18 protein-coding genes are annotated in these 25,395 nt (G+C 67.8%); 5 read left to right on the top strand and 13 right to left on the bottom strand.

Annotated features, from left to right (window positions below):
• Positions 1-207 precede the first annotated feature (207 nt).
• Together V5F75_RS17465 and V5F75_RS17460 are read right to left on the bottom strand one after the other, a co-directional pair.
• Positions 208-1,464, bottom strand: a complete 1,257-nt coding sequence (locus tag V5F75_RS17465) for a glycosyltransferase family 4 protein (protein ID WP_394034057.1) — start codon at positions 1,462-1,464, stop codon at positions 208-210.
• Positions 1,461-3,257 (bottom strand): glycosyltransferase family 2 protein, encoded by a 1,797-nt coding sequence (locus tag V5F75_RS17460; RefSeq protein WP_394034056.1) that lies wholly within the window; start codon positions 3,255-3,257, stop codon positions 1,461-1,463. The genes V5F75_RS17465 and V5F75_RS17460 overlap by 4 nt, the downstream gene beginning before the upstream one ends.
• A gap of 761 nt (positions 3,258-4,018) precedes the next feature.
• On the opposite strand from V5F75_RS17460, the gene V5F75_RS17455 reads away from it, so the two are divergent.
• Positions 4,019-4,894: an alpha/beta fold hydrolase gene (locus tag V5F75_RS17455; RefSeq protein ID WP_394034055.1), complete on the top strand. Its 876-nt coding sequence runs from the start codon at positions 4,019-4,021 to the stop codon at positions 4,892-4,894.
• Positions 4,895-5,412: 518 nt separating this feature from the next.
• On the opposite strand, the gene V5F75_RS17450 is transcribed toward V5F75_RS17455, so the two are convergent.
• A complete protein-coding gene (locus V5F75_RS17450) occupies positions 5,413-5,814 on the bottom strand; it encodes a hypothetical protein (protein ID WP_394034054.1) in 402 nt (133 codons plus the stop codon).
• A 41-nt stretch (positions 5,815-5,855) separates the two neighbouring features.
• Here V5F75_RS17450 and V5F75_RS17445 point away from each other — a divergent pair, with 41 nt between their 5' ends.
• Both V5F75_RS17445 and V5F75_RS17440 read left to right on the top strand, forming a co-directional pair.
• On the top strand, positions 5,856-7,934 hold the full coding sequence (locus V5F75_RS17445; protein WP_394034053.1) for a hypothetical protein: 2,079 nt from the start codon (positions 5,856-5,858) through the stop codon (positions 7,932-7,934).
• Between the two features lie 166 nt (positions 7,935-8,100).
• Positions 8,101-9,264, top strand: a complete 1,164-nt coding sequence (locus V5F75_RS17440) for an acyltransferase family protein (protein ID WP_394034052.1) — start codon at positions 8,101-8,103, stop codon at positions 9,262-9,264.
• A gap of 34 nt (positions 9,265-9,298) precedes the next feature.
• On the opposite strand, the gene V5F75_RS17435 is transcribed toward V5F75_RS17440, so the two are convergent.
• From V5F75_RS17435 to V5F75_RS17400, 8 genes are all read right to left on the bottom strand, one after another.
• Entirely contained in the window at positions 9,299-10,048 is a 750-nt protein-coding gene (locus V5F75_RS17435; protein WP_394034051.1) for an energy transducer TonB, read from the bottom strand.
• The gene (locus V5F75_RS17430) at positions 10,045-10,452 is read right to left on the bottom strand and encodes an ExbD/TolR family protein (protein WP_394034050.1); all 408 of its coding nucleotides are present in this window, start codon (positions 10,450-10,452) and stop codon (positions 10,045-10,047) included. Before V5F75_RS17430 ends, V5F75_RS17435 begins: the two co-directional genes overlap by 4 nt.
• Complete coding sequence (gene exbB, locus V5F75_RS17425) at positions 10,445-10,915, bottom strand: TonB-system energizer ExbB (RefSeq protein ID WP_394034049.1); 471 nt, start codon at positions 10,913-10,915, stop codon at positions 10,445-10,447. The genes V5F75_RS17430 and exbB overlap by 8 nt, the downstream gene beginning before the upstream one ends.
• A gap of 14 nt (positions 10,916-10,929) precedes the next feature.
• Positions 10,930-12,669, bottom strand: a complete 1,740-nt coding sequence (locus V5F75_RS17420; RefSeq protein ID WP_394034048.1) for a ShlB/FhaC/HecB family hemolysin secretion/activation protein — start codon at positions 12,667-12,669, stop codon at positions 10,930-10,932.
• Between the two features lie 68 nt (positions 12,670-12,737).
• On the bottom strand, positions 12,738-13,307 hold the full coding sequence (locus tag V5F75_RS17415) for an invasion associated locus B family protein (RefSeq protein WP_394034047.1): 570 nt from the start codon (positions 13,305-13,307) through the stop codon (positions 12,738-12,740).
• A 173-nt stretch (positions 13,308-13,480) separates the two neighbouring features.
• Positions 13,481-20,314, bottom strand: a complete 6,834-nt coding sequence (locus V5F75_RS17410; protein ID WP_394034046.1) for a two-partner secretion domain-containing protein — start codon at positions 20,312-20,314, stop codon at positions 13,481-13,483.
• A gap of 302 nt (positions 20,315-20,616) precedes the next feature.
• On the bottom strand, positions 20,617-21,216 hold the full coding sequence (locus V5F75_RS17405; RefSeq protein ID WP_394034045.1) for a Crp/Fnr family transcriptional regulator: 600 nt from the start codon (positions 21,214-21,216) through the stop codon (positions 20,617-20,619).
• A gap of 257 nt (positions 21,217-21,473) precedes the next feature.
• Positions 21,474-22,862 (bottom strand): aminotransferase-like domain-containing protein, encoded by a 1,389-nt coding sequence (locus tag V5F75_RS17400; RefSeq protein ID WP_394092778.1) that lies wholly within the window; start codon positions 22,860-22,862, stop codon positions 21,474-21,476.
• Positions 22,863-23,009: 147 nt separating this feature from the next.
• Here V5F75_RS17400 and V5F75_RS17395 point away from each other — a divergent pair, with 147 nt between their 5' ends.
• Positions 23,010-23,858 (top strand): DMT family transporter, encoded by an 849-nt coding sequence (locus V5F75_RS17395; protein ID WP_394034094.1) that lies wholly within the window; start codon positions 23,010-23,012, stop codon positions 23,856-23,858.
• A 140-nt stretch (positions 23,859-23,998) separates the two neighbouring features.
• Entirely contained in the window at positions 23,999-24,442 is a 444-nt protein-coding gene (locus V5F75_RS17390) for a hypothetical protein (protein WP_394034043.1), read from the top strand.
• A 151-nt stretch (positions 24,443-24,593) separates the two neighbouring features.
• Here the strand turns inward: V5F75_RS17390 and V5F75_RS17385 are convergent, their stop codons facing one another.
• Together V5F75_RS17385 and V5F75_RS17380 are read right to left on the bottom strand one after the other, a co-directional pair.
• Positions 24,594-24,974, bottom strand: a complete 381-nt coding sequence (locus V5F75_RS17385; protein WP_394034042.1) for a DUF167 family protein — start codon at positions 24,972-24,974, stop codon at positions 24,594-24,596.
• A gap of 4 nt (positions 24,975-24,978) precedes the next feature.
• A complete protein-coding gene (locus tag V5F75_RS17380; protein ID WP_393986924.1) occupies positions 24,979-25,269 on the bottom strand; it encodes a YggT family protein in 291 nt (96 codons plus the stop codon).
• Between the last annotated feature and the right edge of the window lie 126 nt (positions 25,270-25,395).

The following is a 25,395-nucleotide window of genomic DNA, read 5'->3' as shown; positions in this document are numbered from 1 at the left end:
CGGTGAGAGATTTTTATTGTTTGAGGCGCTACCACAGGTTGTCTTCTGCAGTTCCGGCCTCGCCACCCTGAAATTTGATGTACCGCAACGTCGCCTGACGGTCGAGCCAAAACCTGTTGCAGCGCATTTACGTTGCAAATGAAGCTTCATGTGCCCTCCACATCTGTGGAACGGTCCACGTGCGGGGCGCGCTGATTCGGCGAAGTCTCAGGCATGGGCCCATTCAAGGTAGCGCGCGGCTGCAACTTCCACGGGCAATGGCGCCTTGAGGTTCTGGTGGAAGTGCGCCCAGTCTTCCGCGTCCGTTGCTGCAGCGAAAAGGGTCTCGCCCCAGTCCGCCGCGTTGCCGACGCCCACGTGCCGCCCGTCCATGCCGTCGCGCACGTGCTCGGCCATGCCGCCGATGTTGGAGCACAGCACCGGCCGGCCGTAGCGGAAGGCCTCCTGGATGACCACCGGCGAGTTTTCCCACCACAGCGAGGGCACCACCACCCAGTCGATGCGGGCCATGCGCCGGGCGAGGTCCTCGCGATGGTAGGCGCCGGGCCAGTGCACCACGCCCTCTTCCATGAGCGGCCGCCGTAGCGCCTCGATGCGCGCGCGGAAGGCGTCCTCCTGCTGGTCGAGGTTGGCGCCGTGGATTTCCAGGTGGATCTTCGCGCGCCTGGCCCTGGGCAGGCCGGCCACCGCCGCCAGCAGCACGTCCACCCCTTTGAAAGGCGTGACCTGGCCGAAGAAGGCGAAGCGGTTGCGCTGCCCGCCCGGCGGCAGGGCGCGTGGCGGGAGGCGGGCGCCGGCCGGCTGGCCGTTTTCGATGACCGCGATGCGCTCAGCCGGCAGGCCCCACTCCACATAGCGCCGGCGCAGGAATTCCGAGGGCGCGACGAAGCGGTCCACCACATCGAAATGGCGGCGGATGAAGTGCCGGCGCAGCCAGAAGTCCTCCTCGCTCCGCTCCGGAAAGCAGGCGACGCAGCCCTGGGGGCTCGCCCCGAAGCACAGCTCGCGCGAGGCGCGTTTCACCATCTGGCCGTCATTGGCGCAGATGGCCTGGAACTCGTGCAGGGTCAGCACGATGCGCGCATCCGGGCAGGTGCGGCGGATCTCGCGCAGCAGATCCAGCCCCATGTGGGCATAATGATGGACGAAAACGACGTCCGGCTTCAGCCGGTCGAGGAAGGCGCGGAACGGGCCCGTCACCGCCTCGCCACCGCCGGACTGGAACTTGAACCAGTCGCCCATGTCGGTGCGCCACAGATACTCGTCCTCCCGCAGCAGGGTGACGAGGCCCGAGCGCGGGCCGCCGCCGTGGCGGGCGAGCAGCGTCACCCGCCCCGCCGCGCCCGAGCGGCGCAGGGTGCGAAAGAGCTGGTCGGCCGCCACCTCGGCGCCGCCGGTGCTGAATTCCACATGGCCGTGGGCGATGACGAGGATGTTCGCGGGAGGGCGCGCGGTCGCGGTCATGGCTGCTCCTGCGTTCCAAGCCCGGCCTCGCGGTCGAGGGCGGTGTGCCAGCGCTCCTGGTGCAGCCAGGCGTTGAACAGCGTCACCCGCGTCCGGAAGGCGCCGCTCTCGCCCAGCCCCACCGACTGGCGCTCGAGGTGGGTGAGGGCGATGTCCCGCGCCACCCCTATCCGCCGGCCGGCGGCCCGCGCTTTGAGGCACAGATCGGAATCCTCGAAGTCGCCGATGAGATAGTCCTCGCTGAAGCCGCCGAGGCCGAGAAGCTCCTCGCGATGGCCGATAAGGCAGGCGCCGGTGGCGGCGGGCACGTCGGCCACCGCCCCCTCCGCCGCCGGCAGCGGCGGGAGGCCCTTGCCGGGGTGGTCGTTCAGGTAGACGCTGTAAGCGAGGCTGCGGGTGAAGCTCATGCCGTCGTGCTGCACACCGCCGTCGGGGAAAAGAAGCCGCGTGCCGAGCAGCGCATGGCCTGGGCTGGCGCCCAGGCGCGCGCTCAGCGCCGCGAGCCAGCCGGGCCCGAGCGGGATCACATCCGAGTTGAGGAACAGCACCTTGCGGCCGCGGGCCAGGGAAAGCCCGAGATTGCTGGCGCCGGAAAAGCCGCGGTTGCGCCCGCCCCAGACCACGCTGAAGGGCACGCCATAGGCCGCCCACCAGCGCGGCAGCGCCGCGAGCACAGGCTCGGCGAGGCGCGGATCGTCCACCACGTAGATGACCTCGCAGCGCGCACGGATGAAGGGGTCGTCGGTGAACTCCAGCAGCTGGTGGTCCACGAAGTCGAAGCGCCCGTAAAGGGGAATGACGAGGGAAACCTCGGGCGCCGCCACCGGCGGGCCGGCTTGGCGCACCAGGGGCGGCGGCCCCTTGGCGTCGCGGGCACGGGCGATGAGCCCGCGCAGCAGCGCGCCGTCGTGGACCGCGAAGCGCTCGGCCATCCGCTCGTGCGGGACCGGCAGCGAAAATGCCCAGCGCGCATAGCTGACGGGATCGCGCGGCGCGGGCTCGGCGGGGCTTTCGTCCACCAGGAACAGATCGTCGCCGCTGCGCGCGACGAGGCGCACGGCGCCGAGGCCCCCGGCGGGCGGCAGGGCCTGCAGAAAGCCGGCCTCGGCGGCGCCGGCACCGTAATCACCGGCGAACGTGTCGAGGATGTCGGGCCTCATCCAGCGCATGGCGCCGGCAAGGTCGGTGCAGCGTCCTTCTGCGTCCACCAGGAAGAAATCGGCAGATCCCAGCATCCAGCCCACGCAGAGGCCGCCGACGCCCGGCGCCATCTTGAGCTGTTCGATCTTGCCGAGCGGGCCGCCCGGAAGGGCGCCGTGGATACAGGTCGCGGCGAGGGCGCGCACGGCCGGCGGCCTGTCCTGCAGGGCATCGAACAGCGCGCCGCGCGCGGACGCATATTCGAGGGCGATGCGCTCAAGGGTCGGCTCACGCTCGGCCGGGGAAAATTCCTCCGGCCGCTGAAACCGGCGCGGCCCGCTGCCGGCCAGCGCCTCCACTCCGGCGCCGGCCGGCAGCGGCCCGCGCCAGAGGCAGAGGAAGCCTTTCACTCCGTGCGGAAGGGCGTAGGTGGCCGCCACGTCCGGCCGCTCGACCTCCACCCGCACCAGAGGGGGAATGGCGGCCCCGTCGGCAACCAGCGCGACACGCCCCTTGCCGCAGCTCCACCCCGTGATGACCAGCGCGTCGCCGTCGAAATAGATGCGATCAAGCCCGGCGCCGTCGCGCCCCTCGGCCAGCAGCGGCGACCAGACCGGCCCGTCAGCCGGGCGGGCAGCTTCATCCGTGGGCACAGGGGAGGGGGAGAGGGGCGCGGTATCCGGTGAGGCGGCTTCGATTCCGGCGGAGGCACGCGTTCGGTGTCCGCTGCGATTCCCAAGCCAAAACATCGCGTTCGCCACCCCCGCAGCCCCGAACTCGCCGTGGCGGGGCAGGCATTCATTAAGATTTGCTGGGCGGAACGTCAAATAAGTTCGCTGGCATTGACGTATCGTTGCTTCGAATATGCTTCAACAACTAATGGTTATTTTTTATATTTAGCTCAACCGCTAATTGATACTCGTGGCGGCCCTCGCTGTGGACGTACGGGCATGGGATGTCGCTTGGCGCGTCGGGCTGGACAGGCGCCTCGGCGGGGGACAGAGCCTTGGATTTTCCTGTCACACTATCGACTTCTGCGCTTGCAATAGAGAAACTGCGACCATTGAGGGTGTCCGCCGGCAGCTCCGGTGGCGGCCGTCGGGAGACAAATGACCGTGCCGGCAAAGGCGCGGCGAGAGCCTGGGAGGCCGGCAAAATGCATGAGGGAGTCGCCGCGCATTCGGGCCGGTTCTTGGCACTGGACTTTTTCCTGGCTGCGGCATCGCGGCAGGCTGCAGACCCCTTGCCGCAGGTGCGTTCGAGTAGCAAGAATCCCGCAGGTGAGCGCGGCCGGCTGCCGCGACACGCCGCTCTCCGCCGGTTCTCCGGATGCAGGGCGCAGGTGGCGCTTTCTCCCATGTCCGGCCGGTTGGGCGCGGCCCTCGGCGCGGGACCCGAACGGTTCTGGTGAGCGATGACCACGGGCAGCTTTCAGGCCGAGGACGGCGCGAGACTGACCTATTCCGATGAAGGGACGGGGCTGCCTTTGCTGGCGCTCGCCGGCTTCACGCGCACCCGCCGCGACTTCGACTATCTGGCCCGCCACCTCTCAGGCGTGCGGCTGATCCGGCTCGACAGCCGCGGCCGGGGTGATTCCGAATGGACCGGGGTGGAGACCTACAACGTCGCGCAGGAGGCGCGCGACGCCCTGGCGCTGCTCGATCACCTGGGCGTGCCGCGTGCCGCGGTCATCGGCACCTCCCGCGGCGGGCTGTTGGGCATGGTGATGGCGGCCACCGCCCCCGAACGCATATGCGGGCTGTGCCTCAACGACGTGGGGCCGGTGCTGGAACGGCCGGGCCTGGAGCGCATCGGCACCTATATCGGCGTCGAGCCGGCCGTCTCCACCCTGGAGGAGATCGCCGACCGCATGCCGGCCGCCATGCCGGGCTTCACGCGCGTGCCGGAAATGCGCTGGGAGCAGGAGACCATCCGGCGCTACATCCAGACCAGCCACGGGGTGGAGCTGCCGTACGATCCGGCATTGCGCGAGGCCTTCGACAAGGCCCTCGCCTCCGCTCCGGCCGATGCGTGGCCGCTGTTCGATGCCTGCCCGCACATTCCGATCGCCCTCATCCGCGGCGCCAATTCCGATGTGCTCAGCTGCGGAGCCGCCGACGCCATGGTGCGCCGGCGGCCGGACATCAGCCGGGTCGATGTGCCGAACCGGGGGCACACGCCCTTCCTGGACGAGCCCGAGGCCCTGGCCACAATCCAGGCCTGGATCGCCCGCTGCGCCCACGAGCTGGAATGCCACCCGCTGCCCGCTGCCGCGAGCGCCGGCGCCTGAGCTGCCGCGGCGCGTTTCCCGCACCGCCCGATGCGCGGAACGCCGGGTGCAAGACTGTCGCTGCTCGCGGACGGGGATCAGGCGAGGTCCATCTGCGGGGCAAAAGGGGCCCGAGAGACCACTGTTCATTACGACGCCGGCCGCGAGGCTGCGACCTTGCCGGCTTCAATGCCGGTGAGGAGCGCCGCATGCTGTTCGGCATTGGCTGGAGCCGGCTTTGCCCTGGTTTACGCCGGAGGCGCCCGGGCAGAGAATGCCGAGCTGACGGTGCTCTTGGCCTGCGCCGCGCCGCCGCCTTATCCGCCCCGTTGGGTGTGGGATGCTGCCGAATCCGGGTGACGGCGCATTTTCGCGAGCGGGGTTCACCTCAGCCGCGCGGAGCTGCCAGAGCCTCCGCCGCTGCGGCGAAGCTGTCGCCACCGTGGCCGCGACCTGCGCCGGTGCGGGGCTTTGGGGCGCTGATATCGGTCGTGTCTCCGTCCGCGGCGTCCGCACAGCAGAGGGGGCGTCGCACGCGTTCAGGCGCCCTCGACCTCGTCTTGTCCATCGGCGGTCTTCGCAACGTTCATGATGGCGTTGCGCTGATCGGATCTTCGGACGATTGCACGACCCATGTCGCGCTCTTCGCACGTGGAGCGCGAGCGTCGCTGGCGCGCGCCCAGCGACCTTCTGGCGGACATCCGAAAAAGCTGCGGCAGTCCGCCGATCGAGCCGCAATGTCCTGTGCCCAGGCTGTCACCGTGCAGACGACGCATGTTAAATGCGACGCCAAAATTCTGGGAATCAATGGGTTTTGCGTGTGTAAATCGAAAAATACAACCTGTAGTCATGTCGATAACGGATACTTCTCCGGTATTCGCTGCAATGTTGTCTGGATGCGTGGCGTCGCGCGGACCAAATTTTGGTGTGGCGGTGCGCAAAATCGCTCGATAGTTGTATCTCTCGCGCTCGATGATGCAGAATGACGGCCACGTCGAAGCGGCTTTATTTTCGGCGTGGTTGCGTCGAGGGCCGGTTCGCGGCGTTCAACGGCGTATACGTGCTCCTGCTGCTCATTTCCGCGCTAGCTTCGGCCGCGATTGCGGTCGTCTACGCGAAATGGAGCGCCGGCAGAGACGGCACGCCGGCTAGCGAGCTATTTCTGCCTTTTCTGAGCGTGGCGGCAATTCCGGAGTCTACCGAGAGGTTTACCTTCCTTGCGGTGTCGCTTCTGGTTTCTGTTCTTGCGCTGCTGGCAGCGGCGTTTCAGCCGCCCGCGTTGCCGCGCCGAATGATGGCTTTTTCCGCTCCGCTCAACGCCTGCATCTATTTCACGCTTGCGGTGCTGGTCTTCTGGGGGCTGTCCGAACTCGATTTCGGCCGATCGCTGTGGGTGAATGCGGGGGCTCCTCCGGGGCCGGTGCTGCTCAGGCTCGGCGGGTGCGTGGTGGTGGCCGCATGTTGCGTGACCGCCGGGGCCATCTGGCCGCGCCGGCATCTTCTGCTGCGAAACGCCGCGGGTGTGGTCGTGCTGGCGGTGTTCGCGACCGCCGTGGGCCTGCAGGTTCTGTCCTGGCGCATCGTGTCGGAGGCGTCGATCACGCCGGACGGAGTCTGGTCCATTCATGCGGATGCCCTTGTCTATGTCATCCACCAGGTTTCCGTGGGGAAAATGCTCTTGGTGGACCTGCCATCGCAATATGGATTTTACGCCGAATTTTTGGCGGTTATTTTTAAGGTATTTAATTTTTCCATCTATAACATGTCAATTATATTTGTATTTATGCAGATAATTTCGTTATTTTGTATTTTGTTTGTATTATATAATATTGTTTCATATTTTTTGTTTCGTGCTGTATCTGGTCTTGCAATAATTTTTATGACATTTTTGACGGTAAGTTACGTCGTTGAACTTCGTGAGTTCTATTTTCAGTATTGGCCAATCCGGTTCCTTTGGCCGGCGGTCTCCGTGCTCTGTTTCTGGCTTTACCAATCTTCCCCCAACCAGAGGCGTGCGGCGCTCGTGTCGCTCGTCGGCGCGGTGGGGGCAGTGTGGAACGCTGACACCGGCCTCATGATCGTCGGTGCGTTCACGAGCTTTCTGCTGGCCAAATGGGTCGTCCTGCGCGCCCGCGGCTGCGCGGGGGATGTTGTCGCGCGCCGTCACCTCCTGAAGGCGCTCGCGCTTCAGTGGGCCATCTTCGCCGCGGTGATCGGCGCGGGCGCGCTCTATCTGATCTGGCGTAGCGATCAGGCGATCCATTGGGAGTGGCTGGTCCGCTATCAGCGCCTCTTCTATGACTATGGGCTCGCCATGCTGCCGCTGCCGCTCGGCCCCGCAAATCCCTGGATGACGGTGCTCGCCGTCTATCTCCTGGGGGCGCTCAGCGCGATGGCGCGATGGCGCCGCGCGCCCAGGGCGCGGGGGGCGGATCTCGTCTTCTTCGTCAGCGTGCTCGGGTGGGGGCTTTTCGTTTACTACCAGGGGCGCTCGCACATCCTGAACCTCATCACCGTGTGCTGGCCTGCGCTTCTTGTCGCGACGATCCTCGCCGATCGCGTCGTGCGGGCGGTGGAGGCGGGGGCGCTCGGCCGGATTCACCTCGTGCTTCCGGTGACCACACTCGCCGTGCTGTTTTATTGCGCGCTGCCCTTTGTCTCCAATCTCGGCATGTTCTGGCGCGACGCCCGCAATACGCTCCTGGGTCCTAAGCGCATCGCGTCCGAGCTGGTGGCGGAGGAACTCGCCTTCATCCGCGCTCACAGCACGCCGGGCGAGGAGTGCCTGGTCCTGAGCCTGAGGCAGGGGCTCTACACCGCGCTTGCGGGCCTGCGCACCCCGACGCACGGGCCGGGCTATGTGGAGATGCTCACCATCGAGGACAGGGACGACTTCCTGCGCCAGCTGCACGCGCGCCGCTTCGGGTGCGTGTTCATTGGCCTCGGCGCGCAGACCGCCATGAACCTCGGCGTGGACCTCATGGAGCCGTTCCAGGACTATGAGAAGGTCGCCACCAGCGGGCACGGCACGCTCATCCGCCTGCGCCCGCGTGAGCCTTAGCCGCCCCGCGGACTGTTCCGGCGCCACAGCCGCCGGCCTGTTGCCCTTCATGGAGAGGTGCCGGAGGCGTCGTTTAATTTGTCGTCTTACAGCTTGCCACAATCTGCCACATTCAAATATGGTTCTGGAATTAAATGCTTTTTGAAGCCCTGGGTTGTATCTTCGAATGCGGCGCGTCGCAGAAGTCACCTTTCGCCCCGACCTCCAGGCCCTCAGGGGATTGGCGTGCTGTGCCGTTCTGATCGGCCATGGCTATGTGTTCACCAGCGCCCTGAAGGCCGACTGGCCTGATAGCGCGGGGTGGCAGGTCGCGCATTTCATGGTTTCGGGGCTGCTCAACCCGCAGCCGGCGGTATTGGTGTTCCTGGCGCTGAGCGGATACGTGCTGGGCTGCCAGCTGGAGCTGTCGCCCGTGCGGGACACCGCCTCGCTGCTGGCCTATTATGTCAGGCGCGCCTTCCGGCTGCTGCCGCTCATGCTGGTGTCGATCGTCTTCGCCGCCGCCCTCCGGGCGCTCCTTCTGGGGCCTCCGCTGTTCCTCAAGAGCGTCTTCATCGCGCCCGAAGTGCCCTGGCTGCAGACGATCCTGCTCCAGGACTTTCGCCTCAATGCAGTCCTTTGGACGCTCAACGTCGAGATCGCGGCGAGCGTGGTGCTGCCGGCGTTCTATCTGCTGGCATCCCGTGGCAGCGCTGGCTTGAATGCCCTCGTCGCGCTGCTGCTGGTGCCGCTGATGTGGGTGCAGGAGCCGTTCTTTCTTCAGTTCCTCATCTTCTTTTATGCGGGGTTGCTGGTTCCATACCTGCCGCGCCTGTCATTCGTGGATCGGACACCGGTGATGGTCGTGTGCGGGCTGCTGTCGCTGGCGGTCATCCAGTGGGCGCCCGATGTGCTGGCTGGCGCGGACAGAAGCTGGCTCATCACGCAATGGCAGGGCTGGATGTGGATCGAGCCCCTGGCCGTGATGGCGCTGCTCTACTGCATCGTGCACAACAGATCGGCGCTCGGCTTGCTGCTGGAGCGGACGTTCCTCCGGAAGATCGGCGACATCTCTTTCGGCATCTATCTCCTGCACCTTCCAATCATGTTTGGGCTGCTGTCGCTCTCGATCCATTTCGGCTTCACGCCTGATTCGGCGTCGCTCGGCAGCACCTACCTGTTCTTCGTCATCATCACGGCGATCACCTTCGCGCTCGCGGTCGGCCTGGCGATCCCGGCCTACCGGTGGTGCGAGCTCCCGTTCATGGAGATGGGCAGGGATCTTGCGCGCCGGATCGTCCGGCGGCCGGCGATGGTGGCGACGGTCGTGTGTTCCGAGCCATCGGCCTGAGCGCGCCTGCCGCGCCGCCACGTGCGGGGCGCTCTCATTTCCTGCGGCCGTAGGTGACGGCGATGGTCACAGAGATGGGCCGGGGCGGCATGCCGAAGGGCGCGCTGGCCGCGACCGTCTTCAGCGCGTTCTCGTCGAGCAGCGGTTGGCCGGAGCTTTCCGCGATCCGGAGCGAACCGGCCTGGAGCGCGCCGTCGGCCTGGAGCGTGAAGGCGACCCGCGCGGTACCTTTCAGGCCCTGTTGCCGTCCCGCGGCGGGGTAGACGAGGTTCTCCTGCACCTTTTTCGTCAGCGCCTGCACATAGCGCCGCAGGCTCTCGGCCTGGTTCTGCTCGATGGCGAGGCTTTGGGCCTGCCGGACCTCCGCGCTGCCGACGATGTTGGTTGCCCCCGCGTCGCCGGACTGCGCCGACGCCGGGGTGGCGCTCTCGGACGCCGGGCTCTGCTGCGCGACCTGCTCCGGTGTCGCTGCGATGGGGGGCGGGGCGGCCTCCGTGCCTTCCGGTGCGGCCGGTGTTTCCGGCTGCTCCGGAGCGGGCGGCTGCGTAGCCTGGGGCGTCGGCTGCGGCTCCGCGCCATCCCGCGTCGTCTGGTGCGGGGCGCCACGGACCTGCTGCTGCACCTGCTGCTCGTTCTGGCTGTCGGCCACGATACCGTGAAGCTCCAGCACCAGCAGTTCCGGCTGCGGAGGCGGCTCCTCCTCCACGGCAAGGGCGAACGGCAGCAGCACCGCGCCGTGCAGCGCCAGGGACAGCGCGAAGCCGTGGGCCAGGGTGAAGGTCATGGGGCCGCCTCCGGCGTCGCACCGCCGGCTACCCCCTGGGTCTGGATGCCCACCTTGGCGAAGGCGAGCTGCTTCAGGAGGTCCGCCACGTCCACGAAGCGCTGGAAGGGGAGGGTGCGGTCGGCGCGGATCAGCAAAGCGGTGTCCTTCGGCAGGGGGCCGAGCCGCTCGCGCAGAGCGGGAAGATCAAGGGCGGCGCCGTCGAGATGGATGGTGCCGGAGGCGTCGATCTCGATGATGGTCTCGGCCTGCTGCTCCACCTTCATGGGCGCGGCCTGCGGCAGCGCCAGCGGAATGCGGCCCACGGCGATGAAGCTCGCCGTGGTCAGCACCATGGTGAGCAGCACCAGCATGATGTCCACGAACGGGATGACGTTCAGGCTCTCGAAAGGCTTCTCATCCACGGGCGGCATCCCCCGTGGAGGTGCGCGCGGCGGCCTCGTGCGCGATTTCCCATTCCAGCATCAGCACCTTGGCCGAGCGCAGCAGCGCGTTGTAGGCCACCACCGCGACCAGCGCGACCACGAGCCCCGCCGCCGTCGCCTTCAGCGCCAGGGCAAGGCCAACCATGATCTTGCCGGGGTCCGCCCCCGCCGAAAGATCCATGGAGGCGAAGGTGAGCATGATGCCCAGCACTGTGCCCAGCAGGCCGATATATGGCGCGTTGGAGGCGACCGAGGCCACCACCATCAGCCGCTTCGTCAGGTCCAGCTCCAGCGCCTTCGCGGATTGGTAGAGGTGGGGCTTAAGCGCGCGATAGAAGAAAATCCGCTCCAGAACCACCGCTGCCACCACCACGCTGAGCACCAGCAGCAGCCCGATGACCCCGTAGTCGACGGCTTCCTTCAGCCAGCCCATGTCCGTCATGTGCCCTCTCGCCGTCAGAAAGTGAGGCCGGCCTGCACCAGGCCCACGGTGCCGCGGTCATAGCCCGCCGCGGCCTCGCCGCCGCCCACGGTCCAGGCCACGTATCCCTTCAGCAGGAAGGCGCGGCCGGGGGCATATTCATAGGTGCCGTAGTAGCCGAGCCCGATGTCGCCGAGCTGCACGTAGTCGGGCTGGGTGACGGTGTAGCTGCCGTCCTCCAGCGCGGCGCCGCCCACATCGGCATAGGCGCTGACCGCGTGGCGCCAGGCGAGGATGTCGGGCAGCGCGTACTTCAACTCCGGGGTCACCAGCCAGCCGCTGTCGCCGGAGAGGCCCTCGTCGTAGGAGCGGATCCCGTAGAAGCCCGTGAGCGAGAATTGCTCCGAGGAATCGAGGTTTCCGGTGAAGGACTTCTGCCCGCGGATGTTGACCGAGAAGGAGAGCTGCTCGGTGAGGCCCACCGTGGCCACGAGCGAGGCCGTGAGCTTGGAGAAGCCGCCTGCCGTGTCGGCCCCCTGGGCGTTGGTAAGCTGCTGCTCGGGGTTGGGAAACTCCACGTTGCCGAAAGTGATGGCGACCGCGGCCGAGGTGACGAGCGGCAGGCCGAGGACGGTGCCGTTGGTCTCGCGGTTGAGACCGATGATGCCTTCGCTGATCCGGCGATGGGCATAGGAGATGTCGAAGGTGAGGTCGTCGAGGTTCTTGTAGGTGTAGGCGGCCGAGCCCCAGATGGAATCCGCGCGCGAGCGCAGGAACGGATAGGCGAGGGTGGCGGAGATGCCGTCGGCGACACCGGTCGCGTCGAGGTCGGCATAGGCGTTGCCGAGCTCGTAGGTGGTGCGGAAGGCGGCCACCTCCGCCCTGAGGCCATCGTAGCCAAGGGGCAGGGCATAGGCGAGACGGCCGTTGGCGAGGTCGGTGGACTGGGAGATCATGCCGAAGCCGGAAAGACGGTCGCCGATGCCGAGGGGCGAGTTGAGGTTGAGCCCGGCGGTGGCGCGCCAGCGCCCGGTGTAGGGCGCGCCGAAATTGTCGCCCAGCAGGAAGCCGTCGAGGCGCTGCTCTTCGGGCACCTCGAACAGGAAGTCCGAGGTGCCCGGCGCGCCGCCGGCGCCGATCACGGAACGCGGCATGTTGGCGCCGTAGAGATCGGAGATGAGCAGCATCGCCCGTTCGAGCGGCGCTCTTTCGATCAGCTCGCCGGTGGAGACCCTCTGGTGGCCGAGGATGCCGGCGAGATAGTCCTCGCGCACCAGGGAGTCGTTCTTCACAGTCACCGCGCCGAAGCGGCCGGGTAGCAGCTTCATGGTCAAGGTGCCCTTGCGGGCGTCCTGGGCGGGCACATAGACCTTCGCCACGAGGTAGCCGGCTTCGCGGTAGAGGGCGGTGAGCCGGTCCGCCGCCTGGTAGATCTGCGCCAGGGTAAGGTCCTTGCCCTCGTAAGGGGAGAGCACCTCCCGCACCTTGTCCTCGCTCACCGAGAGCCCCTCGACGCGGGTGAGGACGATGCGCCGGATGCGCAGGGTCTGCCGGTTGTCGAACGTGAACTGCGGTTCCGCGAGCTGCGGCAGCACCAGAGGTTGCGAGGGCCGCACCTGGGGCGCGGCCTCCTGAGCCTGCTCGGTCGCGCGCACCGCGGCGCCGATATTGAAGGGAAGCTGCTGGCCGTGAGCCGTGGCGGCGGGCGCCAGCGCCGCCGCGGCCACGGTGGCCGCGAGGATGGGACGCGAGGCTGAGGTGAGCGAACAGGCCATGGCGATACCTTGAATTATATTTGATTGAATATAGCTTTCGGCAACATGCGGCCCCGGTCCCGCCCTCGTCAGGAGCCGAGTGCGGCGGCCCGGTCGAAGGCGGCGGGGAAGCCCTTCAGCGAGACGGGAAACGACACCGGCTGCCCGCCGTCGCTCACCGCGCCGACGCTCGCCTCCGCCGCCTTCCGAAGGGCCGCGAGGGCCTTGGCGTCGAGCGCGAGGGGCACGAAGCAGCCCTGCGGCAGGCAGGTGCTGAAGCGCAGGGCGGGGACCAGGTCCGCTTCCCCCGCCTTGAGCGACACGCCCTTGTCGAGGGCGAGGCCGAACGGCAGCACCAGAAGGCCTTCCGCGCCCGCGCCCTTCGGCTGGATCTCCACGCTCAGAATGCGCTGGCGGGTCTTGGGGTCGGCCTGCTGCTGGCCGATGGCGCAGCGCTTCACGCCTTGCGGCATGGCACAGGCCACCTGCCAGTCCTCGAACGTTTCGCTGAGCGACTGGGCGCCGCCGGGCAGCCCGGCGGCGCTCGCGGGCTTCGGTGCCTGTGCCTTAGCCGGAAGCGCGGCGGGGCCGGCGGCCAGGGCCAAGGCGATGACGATGCCGGGCAGGCGCCGGCCGCTCGGGATGGGAAGCTGCATCATGGTCTCCTTGCGGCTGCGCCACAGGTCCGCAGTCGGATCGGCGGCTGGCTGCTGTTCGGCTATGGGGCGGCGGCGGGTGTCACGTGCCTGGAGGGATACCTCCGGCGCACGGCATCCACTCCGCGTCTTGCTTGTCGTCGCGCGGGGCCGGCGCCCCTGCGTCTGAACGCCCCTCAATGAGCAGGCGCAGCGGGCGTGGCCGGGGCCGCGCTGCCGGAGGTGGGAGCTGGGTCGCCCTGGCGCTCCAGGTCGAACTTCTGCCCATCGACCTCGATGGAGCGGATGCTGGCCCCGTATCCCGCCGGCGCGGCCGCAGACGGGCGTCGCTGCGATGCGGGGCGGCGCTCACGCTCGTTCTCGTTCTGCGGCACCGTCGTTTCGGCCGGGGGCGCCGCGCCGAGATCGATGTTGTCGTCGATGCTGGCCAGGGCCGGGCTCCAGCCCGCGCCCGGCGCGCCGGAAGTCGGGGCCCCCGCCTGGGCGCTGGTGACGCCGCTGGTGGCCGACACCGTTGCCGCGCGCATCGCCTGCTGCGCGGCCGCGGAGGGGCGCCTGTTGGGAGTGGGTGCGCTCGGCTGCGCCCCGCCGCCGGAGCTCTCGCCACCGAGTGCTTCGCCGGGCGCTCCGGCCGCGTTGTCCTGCGGGGGGGCGGCGTTGCCGGTTTCGCCCTCGTTACCGCCGGGGTTGGCCTGGGCGCCGCCGCCGGAGTCTCCGCCGGCACTCCCCGTGGCGCCGCCATCGCTATTTCCGCCGCTTGCTCCCGATCCCGTGCCGCCGCCGGCATCCGCCCCGCCGGTGCCGCCGCCGTTGTCCGGGCCGCTGCCGCCGCCGGAGGTGGGCGGGGTGTAGCCGACCGGCCGGCCGCCGTTCATCACATTGTTCAGGCTTTGCGCGGCGGTCACCGGGCTGGTCCGCTGCTGCGCCGTGACGGTTGCGAAATCGGCCGCGCTGAGGCCGACCGCGCCGCCGTGGAACTGTGCCGCCGTGAGGTTGGTGCCGAAGGCCTGATTGACGGCGTCGAGCATCGGCGTGCCCCCGCCGCCGCCGTGATGCCCGCCCCCGGTGGGAATCTGGTTGCCTCTACCGTCGGATGAGAGCCCCGCGGTTTCGGCATTGAAGGCATTCATGACGGAGAAGGCCGGCAGCCAGAAGACGGTGAACCCGGTAAAGCCGCCCAGCAGTTCGGTGCGTCCGGATTCGGACGTCACCTTGCCGCTCGACGAGGAATTCACGATCGTTCCGTAATTGATGCCGGCGAAGCCCCCGGCGCCCGCGCCACTCCAGGTGGGTTCCCGTGCGGATGTGTAAGGATCCAAACCGTAGGCCTGCTCATAGAGCTGGCCGTCGAGCATGTGCACGCTGCCGGTCGCGCGACTGGAATAAACGCGTGCATCCACCATGGTGCCCACGAATCCGCCGACATAATCGGAGCCGGTGACGTTTCCGGTGGCGTAGCTGTCCTTGATGTCCGCCGAGAGATAACCGGCGAAGCCACCCGCCGAAACCATGGTTCCCACGATATATTTACCGGCGACAACATTGCCGGTGGCGTAGCTGCCCTGCGCGTTGGCCCACATTGTGCCGGCAAAGCCGCCCACCGAGGTGTAGCCTGTCGCGGTGACGTCGACGTCCGCATAGGAGTTGACGACGTGGCCGTTCAGCGTTCCCGCAAGGCCGCCGATTGAGCAGCAACTGTCAATCCGCCCCGCCTGGGTCGCCTGCATGATGCCGGTGGCGAAGACGTTCTTCAGTGTCGCCGAATTGAAGCTCTGCCCGATCAGCGCGCCGACATTCTTGACGCCGCTGCCGGCGACATCCACCACCGAAATGTTGACGTCGGTTACGCCCACATTGCTGACGACGCCCCGATCCGGAAGGATCAGGTTGCCGGTCCACAGCCCGCCAGCGCCGATTTCGTGCTGCTCGGTGAAGCCGTCGACAATCTGGAACAAGCCGCCGTGGGTGGATTTCAGGTTTGAGATGGTGTGTCCGAAGCCATTGAAGTTTCCAGAGAAAATGGCTGTCGGCACGGTATCGGTCGCGTAGGTGGCGATCGGCATCCAGTCACCGATGGCGCTGAGGTCGATATCGCTGCCGAGGATGTAGCTTCCGCCGATGAGATAAGCGCTGCAGTCCGCATAGTAGCAGGCGGTAAATGCGGTGCGGACTGCATCGAGTTCCGCCGCGCTGTTGATGACGGTATAGGATTTCAGCTCCCCGAGCGGTCCCATCATGACGGTGCCGGTGCTGTTGAAATCGATCCTTCCGGCAAAGCTGTCTGCGTTTGTACCGTCAGGATTCACGGCATAGGCCATATTGAGACCGTAGAGCTCGATGTCGAACTGTGCTTCGGTCAGGAAAGCGTTGCCATTGTTCCGGTTCACCATGCGGCTGCGGCCATAGGAGGCGACGAGGCTGCCGTTGCCGGTCACGTCCACAACGGCGTTGACGTTGATGTCCCGGAGCGTCACCAGCGAGAGGGTGTTCGTGCTCCAGCCGAAGGCCTCGTCGATCGTGATGGCGCCGCTCGTCGATGACAGGGTCACGTTGGCATGGGCAAGCGTCGCGGTGAGGGTCGTCCCGCGCACGGTGGTGCCCACCACTATGTCGCCCGGCATGATGAGCGACCATTCTCCCATGGGGCCGCCCGCGCCTTCGGCCAGGATCCGAACGTCCGGCGCCACGATCACCGTTCCACCGGCCGTGGCCACTGCTCCGCCGGCGCCATCCGCGGCGACATCCAGAACGCCGCCGACCTTTACGGCGCCGCCCAGTATGGCCGGCTTGTTTCTGGAGAGCAGGCCGGCGTCCTCGTTGTCGAGCGTGATCTCCGTTCCGGCCCCGAGCAGGATATCGCCGCCGTGAGCGACGATGCGGCCGTGGGTCTCGACCTCGCTTCCCAGCAATGCGACGTAGCCACCATCCGCCGCGACGATGACACCGGAGTTGCGCACGTAGCCTGCGGTGCCCCCGGCGGAGGTGAAGGCAAGGTTAGCTGCGTTGAAGTCGTTATCCGACAGGGCGAGTGAGCTTGCCACCAGGCTGCCGGCATTGACGATCGAGCCCGCGGTGAAAAGCACGCCGTTGGAATTGACGATGAACACCTTTCCGTTCGCCGTGATGGCGCCGTCGATGATGCTGGCCTCGTTGCCGATGACGCGGTTCAGGGTGACCGAATTGGGGGAGGGCTGGTCGAAATTCACCACCATGGTGGCGGGCACCGAGAACGACTGCCAGTTGATGATCGCCCTGTCGGTGGCCTGGCTGATGTTGGTGAGGTTCGCGGTCTGCGTGATCGTGGCTGTGCCCGACACCACAGTGCCGCCCTGGGGGCCCGAGAACAGCGATGGCTGGCCGCCATGGACGTAAACGGTGCCGCTGGCGCCCGCGAGCGTGTAATTGCCGCCGTCCTGCACCAGCGCCAGGTCCGCGAGGCCGGTGATCGGCTGTAGCCCCGTGGCGGCATCGGCGATGGTCAGCGCGCCGGTCAGGACCACCTGGTCCCCGCCGATGATGTTGGCGACGGCGAGCGCGCTGCCTGCCACACTGGTGTTGCCGTCATAGGCGGAGGAGCCGATGAGGCGGACGGGTCGCGGCGTGATGTTGGCGCTGCCCGTGCCGGTGGCGAGGGTGTAGTTGCCGCCGTCCACGCCGGCGAGCGTGCCATTCACCGTCACGGCGATGGTGCTGCCCGCATTGCGGTCGGCGAAGGTCGCCGCGGCGGATCCCACGTGCACGATATCGCCGGCGATGACGCCGCTGAGCATCGCGCCCGTGACGGTGGCGCCTGTCGTGCCGTCGTAGACCTTGTCGGCGACTGAATAGGTCGCGGTAATGGTCTTCGGCGTGATCGCGCCACGTGCCATCGCGTCACCGGAGGCGACGTAATTTTTCGTCAGAGTGCCGCCGTAGGTAAAGGTGTAGTTGAAGTCCACGGGTATATCCGAGCCGACATTCCTGCTTCTGAATGTCGCGGACTGGAAAGCAACGGTGACGGCTTCACCCTCCACCGGGGTCAGCGTTCCGCCGGTGACGTTGGCCGCCAATGTTCCATCATAGACCTTATCCTCCACCACTACGCCGGTGATGGCGACCGCCTTCGGATCGACAGCGATCAGGCCCCGGATGGAAGAATAGGATGTGGACGCCAGGACATCGCCGGCTTCATGCACGCCCGCATTGAGCCGGCCGTAGGGCGACAGAAGTCCTGCATTCGGAGCGTAAGTGAAGGCTGCGGCCGTATCACCCCATTGAAGGCCGGTATAGATGAAATCATGGGGGCTGTAGGTGTCGCCATATTGCTTCGCCGGTCCAATCGGCGCCACGGTTACCGGCATCTGCCGAAGGATCGGGTGCCCTTCGGCGGAAGACGCCCAGTTCTGCACGCTGAATTCCGTGTAGCTGGCGATGTCCTTCGCCTGCTCGCTGGTCAACTGGGTGCTGCGACGATCGGTGAGGTCGTTGTTGGCTGTCCAGTAGGTGCGCGTCCACCCGCTTGAGCCGCTGCCGGCGAAACCCTTGGCCGTGGGGGTGCCGCCGCCGGTCGCGACTGTCGCGACCATGCTTGTCGTGTAGGCATCCGTGATCGTCCCTCGCGAGATGGTGCCGACAAATCCGCCGGCCATGGCGCAATATGTCGAGCTTGTCGCGCAGGTCGTCGTCTCGCTCGTTGTCTCGCTCGTTGTCTCGCGGACGTGGTTGTAGCCGGTCACATGTCCCGTTGCATAAGCCAGAGTGATCGTGCCGCCGGAATGGGTTCCGACGAAGCCGCCGACCGATCTTCCCTCCACGTCTCCCGTCGCATACGCGTTGGTGACGGCGCCGGCCGTGTTCGTTCCGATGAGACCACCGGCGGACACCAGCCCACTCCCGTTGGTGGAGACATCAACGCTGGAATAGGACAGGGCAATATTGCCCGCATTGCTGCCCACCAGCCCGCCATAGCTGAAAGTCATCGTGCTTTTGGGCACGTTCGAGTGCAGGGAGCCGGACGAAAAGCTGCTTACGATGCTACCGGAGGCCGCATTGCGGCCGGCGAGGCCGCCAATGGCGAGGGCCGTCGTCGAAAGGTCCATGTCGACCACGGCATAGCTGTTGGCGATGAGGCCGTAGTTATAGCCGACCAGCGCACCAACTTCAGAATTGCTGCCGCCCTGCGCCGCCCTGATTTCGCCGGTGACGAAGCTGTTGACGATGGCGCCGTAGCTGGCCCCGGCAAGGAGCGCCGTCGAGCCCACGGTGAGCGTATCGACCGCGAGGCTGGCATCGACGACGCCGATGTTGCTGATGGTGCTGCGCGCGGTGCCGAAAATGCCATAGCTGGCATGCGTTGCGTCGGCAACCACCGGATTGGACAGGACATGGCCGAAGCCGTTGAACTTGCCGGTGAAGTTCTGGATCAGGCCGATCGAGGTGACCAGGGTCGAGTTGAAGTCGATATCGCTGCCAAGCACGTAGTTCCTGGCAAGATCGCTCGACGTGTCCGTAGCGTCACCGATGGCGTTGAATGCGGCGACGGTATTGATGACGCTGTATAGCTCATTCTGAAGCTTGACCGTGCCATTGCCGCTGAAGTTGACCTTGCCGGCAAATGTGCCTTGGACACCCTGCACGGCGTAGAGCCCATAGGGCGCGCCCTTGTAGATGCCTTCGGCGTTGGTGCCCTCGCCCCAGGTGGCCACGAAGTGGGCTTCGCCGGTCGCGGTGAGGGTGCTGTTGATGAGGATGTTTTCGGCGGCGGTGAGCGTCAGGGTGTTCTTCTGCCAGGTGATGGGATCATTGATGACGATGTCCCCGCTGGTGGTCTGCACCTCGTAGCTGCCCTGGGTCGCAAGATAGTTGGAAATGAATGCACCGCTGACGTCGCCGCCTGCGCCGACGGTGAAGCCCACCGGGTCCACGAGCCACGTTCCGCCCGTCCCCTGCTGCGCGGCGGTGAGGATGGATGCCGTATCGGCGATGCTCACCTTGTCGCCGCTCGTGTCGATGAATCCGCCGTCGCCGCCTTCGGGCGCGGACGCATCGAGCTTGCCTGATACCTTGGTGCTGCCGCCCTCCGCCTTGAGCTTGATGGACCCCTTGCTGTAGCCCTTGCCCGGCGCCCCGCCGCCGGTGAGCGCTGCCATGGTGCGTGCCTGGACGATGCCGGAATTGTTCACCTGGGCGGAGAGCACCGCGTCCGCCGCGCGGGCGGTCATGACCACCTTGCCGCCGTCGGCCTTGATGACCTGCCTGTTCTCCACCAGGGCGTCCATCACGCCCTTGTCGATGGAGACGTCGAACAGGGAATTGCCTTCGAAGTTCAGCGTGATCTTCGAGCCGGCGGTGAGCGCCACCGTGCCGAGGGTGGCGGTGATGACGCCCTCGTTCGAGACGCTCTTGCCCATCAGTGAGATGTAGCCGCCGTCCTTCGCGGTGAGCGCGCCCCTGTTGACCACCGATTTCGTCGACGCGCCGGAGAAGACATACTTCCCCGAGATGAAATCCTCGTTCGAGATGTCGAGGGTCGAGGCCACGAGGCCGCCCACGTTCACCTGGGATGTGGAGGTGAACAGGATGCCGTTCGAATTGACGAGGAAGACTTGGCCATTGGCGTTGATGGCGCCCTGGATGACCGAGGATTCGTTTCCGATGACGCGATTGAGCGTCACGGCACTGGCATTCGGCTGGTTGAAGTTGACGGTTTCCTGCTGCCCCACGGAAAACGACTGCCAGTTGATGATCGCCTTGGCGGACGACTGGTCGATGCTGGTGATCGTGCCGCTCTGGGAGATGGAGGCGGCGCCGGAGATCACCCGCCCGCCCTCGGGGCCGGCCGCGGCCGGCTTCTGGAACGCGAGCAGCGCGGCGACGGCGGTGGTCGCCGCCAGGGCCCGCCGGAAGGTCCGTCCATCGGGAGCGATGCGTCGTGTCGCGCGCAGGATCGCCAGGGGAAGGGGGATCGCCCTGCGTGTCTGGCGGGTTCGGAGCTTCACCGCGCGTGCCTTCGGCCACCCCAACGACGACATGCAACCCTCCAGGCAAAATTCGAGTGTCCGCCGGGCCGTGGCCCGAGCGCTATATTCAAATGAGCATATCTGATGGTTGTACCGTGGTGCCGCATGGGCACGCTATGATTACGGTCATAGGAGCGGCGATCTTCCGCCAGTTTTGGGAATTTGTTGCGCGGTGGCGGCTTCGCTCGGGCATTGCGCCGCGCTGGAAGCTCTGGATCGCGCGCGGGATGTTCCGCGGGAGGCGCCGCGTCATGTCCTGGGGCGAGTAGCGTATTCGCCGCGGGAGTGCCGCGGCCGGGACGCTGCCGGACCGCTCAGGGGGTGCGGAGCAGGACGATGGAGGTGCCGGCGCGCTCGATCTCGCCGTCTTCGGCCATGCGGGCGAGGGTGCGGTAGAGCACCTCGTGGGTGAGGCCCAGCTCGGCCGCGAGCTCCTTGAGGGTTCCCGCCAGCGTCACGCTCCGCCCGTCCTGGCCGAGGTTGAGGATGAGGAAGTGGCGGATGCGATCGCGCGCGGAGTGCATGCTCAGCCGCTCCACCAGTGTTCGCGCCGTCATGAGCTGGCGCGCGAGCATCGCGGTGTAGGCGGCCGCGAAATGGGGATTGCGCTCGAACTCCGGCAGCAACAGCCCCTTGGGATATAGCCGCACGGTGGAGCGGGTGACCGCGGTCGCCTCGCAATGGTAGACCTTGCACAGGATGGAGGCTTCCGCCAATGGATCGCCGGCGCGCGCCACATAGAGCACCGCTTCGTGACCCGAGGCGTGGGTGCGCGCAAGGCGCATGCGTCCCTTGAGCACCTCGAACACGCCGACCGTGGGGCTGCCCTGGGCGAACAGGGTCTGTCCGGCCTCGATCGTCTGGACGGTGCTTGCGTCCCTGATGGCGCGGGGCAGGCATTCATCGAGAGTCATCGCTCGGGTCCTCGCCTCGGTCTGCGGCGTTGGGGACGTCCGCGCCTGTTTCTCAATGGCGCGGCGGGCGGGTGGCGCGCGGGGCGGCGCGAGGAACGGCCCACCCCCCTGTCGCGCGCCGCCCTTGGCGATGACGCCCGTTTTCGGCGGTGGAGGAGCGTTCTGGTCGTTATGTCCAAGCGGATATTAAGCGCGCCCTGGCTCCACGCCAAGACCCGAACCGCAAATCGGTGGCGGTATCCGGTTGAAGGCTGCCTCTAGGGCAGTGTCTGGCGCAGGATCCGCAGCGCTTCGGCATTCATCTGCGCCACATTGAAGCGCATGAGGTCACGCGCCGACTGGGCGACGCTGAAGACATTGCCGGGCGCGAGCACCATGCGCTCGCGCAGCGCCGCCTTCGCCACCTCCGCCGCGTCGCGTCCGTCCGGCAGGCGGCACCACAGGTAGAAGCCGCCGCGCGGGAGGGTCCAGGGCGTGATGCCCAGGCCCGCGAGATCGGCAAGGACCTCCCGGCGTCGTTTCGCAAGGCGGCTGCGCAGGCCCGCCACATGCTTGCGATAGCCCCCATCCGCGAGCACACCGCGAACAATCTCCGCCGCGACCGGGCTCGGCCCGCCGAAGCAGGTGGCCACCTGGAGATCCACCAGCGCCTCGATCCATTCCGGCCGGGCGATGACGTAGCCGCAGCGGACCGAGGCGGAGACGGTCTTGGAGAAGCTGCCGATGCGGATGACCCGGCCAAGGCCGTCGAGAGCGGCAAGGCGGGGGGAGGGCTCCGGCTCGAACGCGGCGAAGATGTCGTCCTCGACGATGACAAGGTCGTGCGCCGCCGCCGCGATCAGCAGCCGGTGGGCGGTCTGGGGAGAGAGGGTCGCGCCCGTTGGGTTGTGGAGGGCGCAATTGGTGATGTAGAGGCGCGGGCGGTGGCGCTCCAGGGCCTCGGTGAAGGCGACGATGTCCGGTCCCGACGGCGTGAACGGCACGCTGGCGATGCCCACCCCGTGGGCCCGCAGGAGCGCCTGGAAGTTGAAATAGCAGGGGTCGTCGAGGAGCACGGTGTCGCCGGGGCGCAGCAGCAGGCGGCAGACGAGATCGACGGCCTGGGTGCCCGAGGCCGTGAGCAGGACCTGATCCGGCCCCACCTCGATTTCCTCCTCGGCGCAGCGGCGCGCCAGGAGCTGGCGCAGGGCCAGCGGGCCGCGCGGCGCGCCATAGACCGTGAGCGCGGTCTCGTCGGCCTTGGCAATACCCCGGATGGCGCGGCGGATGGCGGCATTGGGCATCCATTCCGGCGGCAGCCAGCCGCACCCCGGGCGTAGCGCCTCGGGCGCGGAATCCAGGGACTGCCGTGCGACCCAGAGGGGATCGAGCGCCCGGTCGAGCGCCGGCCCTGGCGCAGCAGGCGCCATGGCGCCCGCCAAATGGCCATCCAGGTGGCCGGCCATATAGAAGCCGGAGCCGGGGCGCGAGCGCACGAGCCCTTCCGCTGCCAGCCGCTCGTAGGCCTCCACGACGGTGGAGGGGGAAACCTCCAGCTCCCGCGCCAGCCGGCGGATGGAGGGCAGCTTCTCGCCCGCTGCCAGCGCGCGGCGCGCCATGCCGCCGCGAATGGCGGCCATCACCCGTTCCGTGCGCGTCGCCGTCATGCCTGCGTGATCGCTTCCGCCCCGCCGCTTCCAAACCGTATGGGGCTGGCGGCCACACTGTTCGGCTTCACCGTATGGCTCCGTTCCTGTCTCCGCAAGCCCGCATGGCCTATGGCGGGCGGGGGCGCGGAGGCGGTCATGCGGCATATGGAAGGGTGGGGCAGCGGCCTCGCCGGGGTCATCATCTTCAGCGGCTCGCTGCCGGCCACGCGGCTCGCCGTGGCCGGCTTCACGCCGCTGTTCCTCACCTCCGCGCGGGCGGTCATCGCGGGGCTGCTCGGTGCGGCGCTGCTTTTGGCGCTGCGCCAGAGGCGCCCGGCCGGCGCGGATCTGGCGTCGCTCGCGGTGGTGGCGTTCGGGGTGGTGCTCGGCTTTCCGCTCCTCACCGCTTTGGCGCTGCGGCACATCACTTCCGCGCAGTCGATCGTCTTCATCGGCCTGCTGCCGCTCGCCACCGCCATCTTCGCCGTCATCCGGGCGGGCGAGCGCCCGCGGCCCGCCTTCTGGCTGTTCTCGGCCGCGGGGGCGGCGGCGGTCGCCGGCTTCGCGCTGGCGGGCAGCGGGGCAGTGGCGCCGGCGGGAGCGCTGCCCATGGTGGGTGCCATCGCCGTCTGCGGCCTCGGCTATGCGGAGGGCGCACGGCTTTCGCGGCGGCTCGGCGGCTGGCAGGTCATCTCGTGGGCGCTGGTGGTGGCGCTGCCGCCCATGGCTGCCCTGGCTCTGTGGACGGCGCCCGGAACCTGGAGCGGCATCGGCGGCGGGGCGTGGCTCGGGCTCGGCTATGTCTCCGTGTTCAGCATGCTGGTGGGCTTCGTGTTCTGGTACCGGGGGCTCGCGCTGGGCGGCATCGCCGCCGTGGGCCAGCTCCAGCTGCTGCAGCCCTTCTTCGGGCTGGCGCTCGCCGCCCTCCTCCTCGGCGAGCCGGTGAGCGGGGCCATGATTGCCGTCGCGGTGGCGGTGGTGCTCTGCGTGGCCGGGGCGAAGCGCTTCGGTTGAGCGCGGCGCCGGTGGGGACGGGAGGCGGGACGGACTCGACCCGGAAACGTCACGCGCGCATGCTTGTATGCGGGGCCCGGCCGGCATGGCCGGAGCGCGAACGGGGCCGCGGCGGGCGCTGCGGCAGGGGGAGAAACTCGATGGCGGGAATGACGGAGAGGCTGCGGCACGGGGCTGTCGCGGCCATGAGCGCGGTGTGGGTGGGCCTTGCCATCGCAGGCTTTGCCGCGGCAGGGCCGGCCATGGCGCAGAACGATCCGCTGGCGCCGCCGCCGGACCTCGACGCGGCCGGCGTGCCGGTGCCGGTGGATTCCACCGCGATTCTCGGCAACAACCAGCCGCCGTCCGAGATGATGGCGATCCCCGCCCCGCCCAGCACCTGCGCCGGCCTCGCGGCGGCGGTGCGGCAGGAGGGCTCGGTGCTGGTGCCGACCGGCGACGGCAACGCCCAGCGCTACGTGATCGACGACCGCTATTGCGCCGAGGATGAGGTGACAAAGCCGGCCTGGCTGCCCATGCCGGACAATCCCCGTTGCTTCGTCGGCTACACCTGCGGCATGGCGAACAACGACGGCGGCAAGTAGGCGCCGGGCGGGGGAGGGCGGCGCGCCGGCCCCGCTCTTCTTCGCACCGTGGCGCGGACGGGCTCCGCGCCAGCCGCCACGCCCGCGCCGGGACACCGGCCATGGCCACTCGGGGCGCGGACAGGGGCGCCGGAAAACTCCAGGGATCGCCTTAACGGCGGCGGGGCGATGGCGCCCCATCCGGCGGCGATGTCTCCACGGGCGGGGCCGCCGCATCGGCGGCATCCGGCACCGCCTTGGTCAGGGCCGCCGCCAGCACCGCCGGATCGCCCTCCACGCGGAAGGTCTTCAGCCGCGCCGTGGCGCCGGCCGTGAGCACGACGCGGGAGGCCGGGACGCCCAGGGCCTGTGCGATGACGCGCGCCACCGCCGCGGTGGCCGCGCCGTCCTCCGGCGCCGCGCGCACCCGCACCTTCAGCACGCTGCGGCCATCGGCCAGCAGGGCGACCCCGTCCAGCGCGTCGCGCCCGCCCTTGGGCGTGGCGCGCACGTGAAGCTCGATGCCGCCGCGGACCGGGCGAAAGACGCCCAAGGCCTCAGAACACGTTGGGGTAGATGTAGAGCCCGATCACCCGCTGGATGAAGAAGATGATCAGGATCAGGATCATCGGCGAGAGATCGATGCCGCCGAGGCTCGGGATCACCGAGCGGATGGGCGCGAGCACCGGCTCGGTGATGCGGAAGAGGAAGTCGCCGACATTGTGAACGAACTTGTTGTACGGGTTCACCACGTTGAAGGCGACGAGCCAGGACAGGACGGCGGCCGCGATCAGCAGCCACACGTAAAGGTTCAGGACGATCAGGATGACGTCGAGCAGCGCGCGCATGGCGGTGGAGGTCCCTCGGCAATGTGGAGGCAAGCAATAGCCTCTCCGCGGGGGCTCGAACAAGGCCGTTGCGCGGTGCGGGATGTCACGCCCCCGTCAGGCGCGCGGCGATCCCCCGCAATGTCC

This window comes from Xanthobacter albus, from assembly GCF_043194895.2.
Classification (GTDB): Bacteria; Pseudomonadota; Alphaproteobacteria; order Rhizobiales; family Xanthobacteraceae; genus Xanthobacter.
Note: the sequence above shows the minus strand (reverse complement) of the source record. Positions and strands in the feature narration are given on the sequence as shown.

Bases quoted from the DNA above. Each gene is read 5' to 3' on its own strand.
- V5F75_RS17415 (WP_394034047.1), bottom strand. From the start codon at position 13,307: ATGATGCAGCTTCCCATCCCGAGCGGCCGGCGCCTGCCCGGCATCGTC.
- V5F75_RS17410 (WP_394034046.1), bottom strand. From the start codon at position 20,314: ATGTCGTCGTTGGGGTGGCCGAAGGCACGCGCGGTGAAGCTCCGAACC.
- V5F75_RS17405 (WP_394034045.1), bottom strand. From the start codon at position 21,216: ATGACTCTCGATGAATGCCTGCCCCGCGCCATCAGGGACGCAAGCACC.
- V5F75_RS17440 (WP_394034052.1), top strand. From the start codon at position 8,101: ATGCGGCGCGTCGCAGAAGTCACCTTTCGCCCCGACCTCCAGGCCCTC.
- V5F75_RS17445 (WP_394034053.1), top strand. From the start codon at position 5,856: ATGACGGCCACGTCGAAGCGGCTTTATTTTCGGCGTGGTTGCGTCGAG.
- V5F75_RS17380 (WP_393986924.1), bottom strand. From the start codon at position 25,269: ATGCGCGCGCTGCTCGACGTCATCCTGATCGTCCTGAACCTTTACGTG.
- V5F75_RS17435 (WP_394034051.1), bottom strand. From the start codon at position 10,048: ATGACCTTCACCCTGGCCCACGGCTTCGCGCTGTCCCTGGCGCTGCAC.
- V5F75_RS17395 (WP_394034094.1), top strand. From the start codon at position 23,010: ATGGAAGGGTGGGGCAGCGGCCTCGCCGGGGTCATCATCTTCAGCGGC.
- V5F75_RS17465 (WP_394034057.1), bottom strand. From the start codon at position 1,464: ATGACCGCGACCGCGCGCCCTCCCGCGAACATCCTCGTCATCGCCCAC.
- exbB (WP_394034049.1), bottom strand. From the start codon at position 10,915: ATGACGGACATGGGCTGGCTGAAGGAAGCCGTCGACTACGGGGTCATC.
- V5F75_RS17420 (WP_394034048.1), bottom strand. From the start codon at position 12,669: ATGGCCTGTTCGCTCACCTCAGCCTCGCGTCCCATCCTCGCGGCCACC.
- V5F75_RS17390 (WP_394034043.1), top strand. From the start codon at position 23,999: ATGGCGGGAATGACGGAGAGGCTGCGGCACGGGGCTGTCGCGGCCATG.
- V5F75_RS17455 (WP_394034055.1), top strand. From the start codon at position 4,019: ATGACCACGGGCAGCTTTCAGGCCGAGGACGGCGCGAGACTGACCTAT.
- V5F75_RS17400 (WP_394092778.1), bottom strand. From the start codon at position 22,862: ATGACGGCGACGCGCACGGAACGGGTGATGGCCGCCATTCGCGGCGGC.